This is a genomic window from Enterococcus villorum (assembly GCF_007990225.1).
In the GTDB taxonomy this organism is placed as follows: domain Bacteria; phylum Bacillota; class Bacilli; order Lactobacillales; family Enterococcaceae; genus Enterococcus_B; species Enterococcus_B villorum.
In genome coordinates this window covers 63,126-73,119 of the sequence record NZ_BJWF01000011.1, presented here as the reverse complement: position 1 = coordinate 73,119, position 9,994 = coordinate 63,126, and the positions used below count along the sequence as shown (strand labels likewise).

7 protein-coding genes and 1 other annotated feature are annotated in these 9,994 nt (G+C 34.5%); of the genes, 5 read left to right on the top strand and 2 right to left on the bottom strand.

Features of this window, described 5'->3' with window-relative positions; genetic code table 11:
* Positions 1–486: 486 nt before the first annotated feature.
* The 3 genes from croR (at position 487) to serS (ending at position 3,944) form a co-directional block, all read left to right on the top strand.
* Entirely contained in the window at positions 487–1,176 is a 690-nt protein-coding gene (gene croR / locus EVI01_RS06210; RefSeq protein ID WP_010736768.1) for a response regulator transcription factor CroR, read from the top strand.
* Positions 1,163–2,368, top strand: coding sequence for a sensor histidine kinase (locus tag EVI01_RS06205; protein ID WP_010750900.1), 1,206 nt, complete (start codon positions 1,163–1,165; stop codon positions 2,366–2,368). Before croR ends, EVI01_RS06205 begins: the two co-directional genes overlap by 14 nt.
* Before the next feature lie 30 nt (positions 2,369–2,398).
* Positions 2,399–2,618: a binding site (T-box leader), on the top strand.
* Positions 2,619–2,672: 54 nt separating this feature from the next.
* Positions 2,673–3,944 (top strand): serine--tRNA ligase, encoded by a 1,272-nt coding sequence (gene serS / locus EVI01_RS06200; protein ID WP_010750899.1) that lies wholly within the window; start codon positions 2,673–2,675, stop codon positions 3,942–3,944.
* A 406-nt stretch (positions 3,945–4,350) separates the two neighbouring features.
* Here serS and fabF read toward each other — a convergent pair whose 3' ends face one another.
* Together fabF and EVI01_RS06190 are read right to left on the bottom strand one after the other, a co-directional pair.
* Positions 4,351–5,580 carry a beta-ketoacyl-ACP synthase II gene (gene fabF / locus EVI01_RS06195; RefSeq protein ID WP_010750898.1) on the bottom strand — a complete coding sequence of 410 codons (1,230 nt, stop codon included), beginning with the start codon at positions 5,578–5,580 and terminating at the stop codon, positions 4,351–4,353.
* 294 nt (positions 5,581–5,874) lie between these two features.
* On the bottom strand, positions 5,875–8,451 hold the full coding sequence (locus tag EVI01_RS06190; RefSeq protein ID WP_010750897.1) for an HAD-IC family P-type ATPase: 2,577 nt from the start codon (positions 8,449–8,451) through the stop codon (positions 5,875–5,877).
* Positions 8,452–8,619: 168 nt separating this feature from the next.
* Here EVI01_RS06190 and EVI01_RS06185 point away from each other — a divergent pair, with 168 nt between their 5' ends.
* Both EVI01_RS06185 and EVI01_RS06180 read left to right on the top strand, forming a co-directional pair.
* Positions 8,620–9,321: a DUF1576 domain-containing protein gene (locus EVI01_RS06185; RefSeq protein WP_167321070.1), complete on the top strand. Its 702-nt coding sequence runs from the start codon at positions 8,620–8,622 to the stop codon at positions 9,319–9,321.
* A 30-nt stretch (positions 9,322–9,351) separates the two neighbouring features.
* Positions 9,352–9,870, top strand: a complete 519-nt coding sequence (locus EVI01_RS06180; protein ID WP_010750895.1) for a DUF1576 domain-containing protein — start codon at positions 9,352–9,354, stop codon at positions 9,868–9,870.
* The last annotated feature ends 124 nt before the right edge of the window (positions 9,871–9,994 follow it).

The window sequence follows — 9,994 nt, the reverse complement described above, 5'->3', positions numbered from 1 at the left end:
ATTTCAGCAACTCACCTATCATAACTTATCGCTTGTTATTTGTCAACGATTTTTCTGAAGTTTTTCTTGATGAAATCAAGCTTCGTAAGTAGTTGATTTTTCACGACTAAGTTATATTATCATGATGGGAACTGCCTGTCAATAGTTTATTTCAACTATTTTTAACAAACGTTCTTTGCTCTTTCGAACAAATAATAATATACCAACATCAAAATAGAAAGTCAACAAGAAAAAGCTATTTTACCAACATTTCTAGTACTTTCGACCATTAAACTTTCCAGACATTTTATTGTTCGTTTTTAAAGCTTTTTTCACTAAAAATAACCTTTAAAATCATTTATCGTTCAGTTTTTTCGTCACAGCACTGAGTTGTTCTTCTCGAACCTTCTAAAATTTTCCTTAACAAAGTGTTGCTTTTATCTATTTATGTTTTTTTTTGCTAAAATGGGTAGTAACAGTATCATTCTAACTCTGGAGGAACAATCAATGAAAATATTAATTGCTGATGATGATAAAGAAATCGTAGAATTACTAAGTATTTATGTTCACAACGAAGGCTATGAAGCGGTAAAGGCTTATGATGGGAAAGAGGCCTTATCAAAGATTCGCACAATTCCTGATATTGAATTATTGATTTTAGATATTATGATGCCGGAAATGGATGGCATGCAAGTAGTAAAAGAACTGCGGAAAGAATCACAAATTCCGATTATTATGCTTACGGCAAAAACAACTGATATGGATAAAATCAAAGGACTCGTGGCTGGAGCTGACGACTACGTTACAAAACCGTTCAATCCTTTAGAAGTCATGGCACGAGTAAAATCTTTACTTCGCCGTACAAAGATGCAAATTACACCTGATCAACCAGATATATTAGAAGTAAACTCTTTGATTATTAATAAAGATTCCCATGAAGTCAAAACAATTGATGGTAAAGAAATTCAATTGACTGCGTTAGAATTTGGCATTCTTTACCTATTAGCTAGTCATCCAAACCGTGTATTCAGCGCTGATGAGATATTTGAACGTGTATGGAAACAAGAAAGTATTGTTTCCGCAAAAACCGTAATGGTTCATGTGAGTCATTTAAGAGATAAAATTGAAGAAGCAACTGGTGGAGAAAAAGTCATTCAAACCGTTTGGGGAGTGGGCTATAAAATTGATGCAAGATAAAACAAGAGGGACAGAGAAACGTCGACGGATCAATCTTACTTCTAAAGAAATCAGTGAATTATTAGCAGAAGGAATCATTACGATTATCTTACTTCTTCTATTAAATGTCGCTATTTTGGTTGTCCTTAGTTCTGTCATTAGTAGCTCCCCTTCTTTGACTAATGCCATTTGGGATTCAAAAAATATTTTTGCTGAACGGCTAAATAGTGATTTATTTTGGAATGGCCGTAACTTTCTTATTCCTCTCTTCTTTCTCTTAGACGTGGGGGTGTTATATTGGCGTTTGATTCGTCGTTATCGTCAAATGCAGTTGCGTCATATTATTAGTGAACTACATTATATAGCCAATGGAAACTATGACCACCGTATCCCTTTTGAATTAACAGGCGATCTTAGCCGTGTAGTAAGTAGCATCAATGGCTTAGTGGATAGTACAGTTGCTGCGATTGAAGATGAAAGGAAAATTGAAAAGTCAAAAGATGAATTGATTACAAATGTCAGTCACGACATTCGTACCCCTTTAACTTCTATTATTGGTTATTTAGGATTAATAGAGGATGGGCAGTACCAAACCGAAGAGGATCTTTTGAAATATACGCATACAGCTTATATCAAAGCCAAACAAATGAAATCTTTGGTAGATGATCTTTTTGAATATACAAAAGTTAGACAACCTGCTGTCCCCGTAAATTTTTCAGCTTTCGATCTTATCCAATTGATCGAACAACTTGCGGCTGATTTTGAACTGGAAGCATCAAAAAAACATATTCAAATAATCGTATCTTCGCAAATAGAATCTTTAACGATGGACGGGGATACTGAAAAACTAGTACGTGTTTTCAATAATTTACTAACAAACGCCTTAAAATATGGAAAAGGCGCAACAAAAATTGTGATCGAAGTCGAAAAAATTGGCTCAGAAGTTGTCGCAACTGTTAAAAATAATGGCGCCATGATCCCACGTGAAGCAATTGATAATCTCTTTGATCGATTTTATCGAGTGGAAGAATCTCGCTCGCAAGAAACTGGTGGAACTGGATTAGGGCTAGCAATTGCTCAAAGTATCGTCGCTTTACATGGAGGATATATTTATGCCAAATCGGATAAAAATTGGACTTCCTTCATTATGCACCTACCGATCAAGCGAAATAAAAAAAACATAGAAATCCCTGAGCATATTGACGAAAACTAAAATATCCGATATTCTTATTGTAAACATTTATACTAAACTATCGCACTGAACCCAGTACATTTTATTTTTTTCTAGAGAGCTGATGGATGGTGAAAATCAGTAAAAAATAATTTGGAAGTTCCAGTTCTTTCACGTGTGCCTTTCGAAATAAGAAAGGTCGGTAAAACAACCGTTATTTGTTAACAAGAGCAACATATTTATATGTTGAACTCGGGTGGTACCGCGAATGCTAGATCAATTCGTCCCAAGATGCTATAGGGATGGATTGGTCTTTTTTATTATATTTATTTAAGGAGGAAGAATAATGTTAGATGTAAAAATGATGCGTCAAAATTTTAATCTGGTACAAGAAAAATTAATGACTCGTGGTGTAAAAAAAGAAACATTAGCTGAATTTATGGAATTAGATGAAAGCCGTCGAAACTTACTTGCTAAAAGTGAAGAACTAAAAAAATACCGTAATGAGGGTTCCGCAGAAATTGCTCTGTTAAAACGTAATAATAAGGATGCAACAGCTAAAATCAATGAAATGAAAGAAGTTGGCGGAAACATCAAAGCATTGGATGAAGAAGTAGCGCAAGTAGACGAAAAATTAACCCAAATAGCAACTACTCTACCAAACTTACCAGATGATTCAGTACCTGTCGGAAAAGATGAGGACGACAATGTTGAAGTTCGTCGTTGGAATGAACCACGAAATTTTTCATTTGAACCTAAACCACACTGGGAAATTGCCGAAAATCTTGGTATTTTAGATTTTGAAAGAGGTGCTAAAGTTTCTGGAAGCCGTTTTGTATACTATAAAGGGTTAGGCGCTCGTTTAGAACGTGCGGTTTATAACTTTATGTTGGATCAACATATTTACGAGCATGGCTACACGGAAATGATCACTCCTTACATTGTAAATAGTCGTGCTATGTTTGGTACTGGACAATTCCCTAAATTTAAAGAAGATGTATTCCAGTTAGAAAATACTGACTTAACATTAATTCCAACAGCAGAAGTCCCATTAACAAATTACTACAATGATGAAATCCTAGATGGGCAAGATTTACCGATTTATTTTACTGCTCTTAGTCCAGCTTTTCGTTCTGAGGCAGGGAGTGCTGGTCGTGATACCCGTGGATTGATTCGTCTACATCAATTTAACAAAGTGGAAATGGTTAAATTTTCTGATGCTGAACATTCTTATGATGAATTAGAAAAAATGACTGCTGATGCAGAAAATATTCTTAAAAAATTGCATTTACCTTATCGAGTGGTCGCTTTATCTACTGGCGATATGGGATTCTCTGCTGCTAAAACATACGATTTAGAAGTATGGATTCCGGCGCAAGAAACGTATCGTGAAATTAGTTCATGTTCCAACTGTGAAGACTTCCAAGCACGCCGCGCAATGATTCGCTATCGTGACGAAGATGGAGAAATTCATTATGCACATACTTTAAATGGCTCTGGCTTAGCTGTTGGTCGAACAGTTGCGGCAATACTTGAAAATTACCAAAATGAAGATGGTTCTGTGACTATTCCAGAAGTACTTGTTCCGTATATGGGTAATTTAAAAGTAATCAAGTAAGTGGCTCAATTTCCTAAATAAAACATTTACTAAAATAAACCGAAGAATCCATAAAATAGGAAAAACTATTTTGGATTCTTCGGTTTATTGCGTCTGCGGTTACTTGTTGCAGTTTATTTATTAGTTAATGTTTTAATACACGAGAATGAAATCATTCGATAGAGCAAAGTATCTACTTGATCCAGTCACAACGCTTTTTTCACAGTTTTCCAATAGCAAACTCCTCAACACTAATTCTGTTTTTACAAAATATGAGAAACTATTTTTGAAAATCATTTCTTAATTTGCTCAGAGCGACATGCTGCTTCTATAACCTTATCCACGACATTCAAATAATCATCTCTCCTACGTCTACAATAAAATAGTGATCAATCATCATTTTATTTCTCTGGTAATTCGTCTATTTTTACACTTTTCTTATAATAATAGACGTGTTATGCCCCCCGAAACCAAAGCCATTGGAAAGAACGATATCTGTTTGATGATAAATTTTTTGATGGGGGATATAATTCAGATCACATGCTTCATCGACTTCTGTTAAATTAATCGTTGGTGGTAAAATATTGTGAGCCATCGCTTTTAAACTAATCACTGCTTCAATTCCTCCAGCTGCGCCTAATAAATGACCAGTTGAAGATTTGGTAGAGCTAATTAATAATTGGTCCGCATATTTTCCAAAAACTTTTTTAATTGCATTACTTTCACTAATGTCGCCAACTTTAGTTCCTGTTGCATGGGCATTTAAATAATCAATTTCATTTGCTTCGATTTTTCCCATTGCAAGTGCTTTTTGCATAGCACGACTAGCACCATCTGAATGCGGTGTTGTCATATGGTAAGCATCTGTTGTCATTCCATATCCAATAATTTCACCTAAAATTTTAGCTCCACGCGACTTTGCATGTTCAAATTCTTCTAAAAAAACTACCCCCGCACCCTCTGACATCACAAAACCATCTCTATTGATATCAAAAGGTCTTGAAGCTAAATGAGGTTGATCATTTCTTATAGATAAAGCCTTTATTTGGTTGTATCCAGCATAAGCAATGGGTGTAATAGAAGCTTCTGTTCCACCTGCAAGCATCGCTTCGCTTAAACCAAACTTAATTTTGAGAAATGCTTCTCCTATCGCTTGATTACCTGAGGCACAAGCTGAAACAGGACACATCGTTATACCTTTAAACCCTGTCTTAATTGATACGAAACCGGCCGCTATGTTCCCGATGGTTTTAGGAACTACTAAAGGAGAAACGCGATGATTTCCTTTTGTTTCAATAATGTTCTGATTTTCAATTAAAGAGCGAACACCACCGATTCCTGTACCTATAATGACGCCACATTTTTCCAAATCAAAGTCATCAGGATCAAAACTTGCTTCTAAGAGCGCTTGCATTGAACTTATTAAGGCAAAATGAGTGAAACGATCGGTTTTTTTTCGTTCTTTTCGATCAAGGTACTGTTCAATCGCATAATGATCAATCACTCCACCAATCCTTGTTTCTAAGCTACCAAATCCCTCTGCTTCTATTTTTTTTATTCCAGAAATACCATTACTCACATTCATCCACAGTTCTTCTACATCTCTCCCCGAAGATGAAATTGTTCCACTGCCTGTTATAACTACTCTTTTCACCATCTATAAGCTCCTTATAACTTTTAAAATAATGAGATAACGCTTTATTTTAGCAATATTTTATCACAAATAAATAACTTAAGTGATTTAACATTTTGATTTAAAAATAGAATTGTTTGCCTTTTAGTATACAATTTAATCATCGTTTTTTTCTAAAATAGGGTATCCTTCACTTTTATCCTTCTTTACAATATAATCCCTCCCCTTTATTTCAATTTTTGGAAAAAGTCTGTTGTTTTATAAAGAAAAACGATCATTTTTCAGAGATCGTTTTTCTTTAACACTATATTTTTAATATTATATTTTTAAACTTTTTCTTGTAATCATCTTTTCGATTTCTACAACAACGAAAAGTACCAACGCAGGCAATAAACTAATACCCAATTGTCCAATTGTTAATGCTCTTGTTTGTACAATCTGTTGCAATGGATATAGGTAGACCATCATTAACTGCAATACGCCCATAATAATTAACGACCAAATTAACGCTTTATTTTCCGTTAATTTATTTGTAAAAGCAGCATCTGTCATCTCTCGGCAATTAAGCATATAGAATGCCTGACCAAATACAATCGCATTAATCAAAACAGTTTGTCGAATGGTTTCATCAGAAAAAAGATTCATTGTCAAAAAGCCAAAACCAGTAATCAAAGCACCAACATAGATGATTCTAAATAACGTATATTTAGAGATGATTTTTTCATTCATATCGCGTGGTTTTCTGCGCATGATATTTTTATTAGCCGGTTCAAACCCTAGTGCATAAGATAGTGTAATAGAAGCCACAAGGTTTAACCATAGAATTTGTACGGTTGTTAAAGGCAATGGCAGATTTGCCATCAATGAAACAATTAATAGTAATCCTTGTGCTAAACAGGTTGGTAGATAAAATAAAATTGTTTTCTTTAAATTATCAAAAATTCGGCGTCCTTCTTTGATCGCTCCTGCAATCGTCACAAAGTTATCATCGACAAGGATCATGTCTGCCGCTTGTTTACTTACATCGCTTCCTTTGATTCCCATAGCAATTCCGACGTCTGCTTTTTTCAATGCAGGTGCATCGTTCACTCCGTCACCTGTCATTCCCACAATTTCACCTTGTTCTTGAAGATAAGAAACGATTGACAATTTATGAGCTGGGGTTGTTCGTGCAAATACATCTGTGTTTTTAACCACTTCTCGCCATTCGTCCTCAGATAAATGATTTAATTCATCACCTGTAATCGCAGCATCAGAATTTTTCAATCCTAATTTTTGAGCGATTGCTTTAGCTGTAGTAGGGTGATCTCCTGTAATCATCACCACACGAACGCCAGCGTTTTTACATTCCGCTACTGCTTGAATTGCAGACTCTTTTGGTGGATCAATAATACCCGCTAAACCAGCCATAACGATATCTTCCACGATTTCGTGAGTTAATTTCGTCTCTAAGGTGACATCTTTATAAGCAAATGCAAGAACTCTTTGCCCCTCAGAAGCTAATTTTGTATTTATTTGTTCCCAGTTCAGTTGCATAAACGGTTGGATTTCTCCCGATACGTTTTCTGATTTTGCTTTTGAAAACAATATGTCTGGAGCTCCTTTAATAAAAATACGTTTTTTTCCGTTGTATTCATGACTTGTTGCCATGTATTTATATTTCGAATCGAACGGTAAAACTTCTATTGTTTCTAAACGTTTTACTTGGTTTTTGTTTGTCCATTTTAATAATGCTAATTCTGTGGCATTTCCTGTTACAGGGCAATGAACTTCTTTAAAACTTTGTGTCTCTTGACAGTTTTGCATAATTTCTGCCATGATGGATTGATTCTCAGTACTCTCTTCTTCTGTTACTGCAATGAGTTGATTATCTTGATAAATATTGGTTAATGTCATGTCATTTTTCGTCAATGTACCTGTTTTGTCTGAACAAATGACTGTCATTGAGCCAAGTGTCTCAACAGTTGGCAATGTTTTAACGATTGCTTTTTGTTTTGACATGTTATTTACACCACTTGATAAAATGATGGTCAAAATCGACGGTAGTCCTTCTGGAATCGAAGACACAATCAATGCAATAATAGCCGACAGTACATAGGTAATACTCATTCCGTAGCCAAAAAAGCTAATAAGCCCTAGTACGACGATAAAAAAACCAATGCCTTTAAAGATCGAATGATTCATTTCATTCACCTTTGTTAATAAAGGTGTTTCTTTCACTTCAATTGTCGCTAATGAATCATTAATTTTACCAATTTCAGTTTCTTTTCCAATAGCAATAACAATACCTTGACCCGTTCCTGATTGAACCATTGTTCCAGAATAAGCCATATTTATCCGATCTGCTAAGTTTGTATCTTCTGGCAATGAGTCAATACTTTTTTCAATTGGTTCAGCTTCTCCTGTTAAAATCGCTTCATCAATTTTAAGGTTATTGGTTGAAACTAATCGTAAATCTGCTGGTATAATGTCTCCTGGTTTTAGATAGACTAGATCTCCAACTACTAATTCTTCTGTATCGATCGTTACTCTACCTTTTTCTGACTCCACTGTTGCTTTTGCACTAAGCAATTGTGAAATGCTATTTAAAGAATCATTCGCTTTGCGCTCTTGATAATAGCCAATTGCTGCATTTAATACAACGACTAGTAAAACAATGAGACCTTCCACAAAACTACCTGTAAAGAATTTTAAAATGGAAGCCCCAGTCAGTACATACATTAACGGATCATGAAAGTATGAAAGAAATTTTTTCCATTCAGGCACTTTTTCAGTTTCGGTTAATTTATTTTTGCCATATTTTTTTTGTTTGTCTGCTCTTGAAGCGCTAGTTATGATCGCTCCTCCTAATTTCGTCCTTGTTTCTTCAACTGATAAATAATGCCATTTTTCCATGTTATTCCTCCAAAACTTAATTTCTACTCTTTCATCATAAAGGTTAGAGCAATCCTAAGGTCAACAACAAATTTTCAATTTGACCTTAGGACTGCTCTAACCTTTAAAATTTACTTATATTTACTTACTATATTATTGGAGGTTTAGACAGCTATGATGAACAAAGCGATGCAATTATCAAAAGAACAAACACATCCTCACATAGAAATTATGCTTTTTCTTTTTTTTCATTGCCTATTACTTCTAGCATTTGCCGTCACACTTAGCTCGCCCAGGCAATTACTTACAGGTCTTTTTAATATAATGACAAGTTCCAGTTTACTTATCACAGACTATGCATACATTGGTGGGATTGGCTCCGCATTTCTCAATAGTTTTTTGGTCACCTCTCTTTATCTCCTACTTATTTTTAGAAGAAAAATAAGTTTAGATTTTTCATTTATTGCCACTATTTTTACTATTGCTGGTTTCTCTTTTTTTGGAAAGAATCTTTTTAATACATTACCGCTTATCCTAGGTAATTATCTTTACACAAAGCTCGTTAAGAAAAGTTGCCCTCAAACAATCAATTCAGCAATTTTCTCAAGTGTGGTTGCACCTGTTGTTAGTTTTATCGCTTTTGGTCTAGGATTCCCATCCTTTTTAGGTGTTTTTATAGGAAGTTTGATTGGTATTTTTTTAGGGTTAATCTTTCCTCTCATCTCCATTCATGTACGGGGTATCCATCAAGGTCTGAACTTATTTAATGGTGGGTTTGCAGCTGGGATATTAGCCATGGCTATTTACGGTTTTCTCTCACTTTTTTATGTATTTCCTGAAAAAAATACAGTCACCTACCTGGAATTTCAACATATATTTAAAATTTATTAGGTATTCTTTTTATTATCCTTACTTGTCTTAATGGTTATTTTTTTATTTTACCGTTCCATTGATTCTAAATCTGCTTATCATCAACCATCCTTTATTAATTGTTACCAAGTTGCCATTATCGCACTTTTTTATTCTGGTTATTTGATCACGATTGATGCGCCTTTTAATGGTTTTGTTTTTGGTTCATTACTAACTGTCATTGGCTTTTGTTTTTCTGGTATCACTTTAAAGGACTTATTCCCACCCTTCTTAGGGGTATTAGTTATTCAGATTTTATCCCCAGAAAACTTGATCAATAGTCAAGAAATCGTTTCATTGGTATTGTTTAGTATTGGACTTTCTCCTTTAACTAAACAAAAAGGACAGCTATTAGGATTTTTTTCAGGTATACTCTTAGCCTTATTCGCTCCTCTAGCTTTTCAACTGCATGGTGGTCTAAATTTATATAATAGTGGTTTTGCTTGTGGATTTGTAGTTACTCTTTGTTTAGGGATACAGCAAAAACACCACAGTTCAACAATACAAAAATCAACAAAAAAATCCATATGACTGGATAACATCAAATCATTACTTTAATATTCATAAAAAAGCCGACAATCACGAAAGTTTTCATGATTATCGGCTTTTTGTATGAATTGATAGAAAATGAAGCACATATCTAGTGAACTGTAGC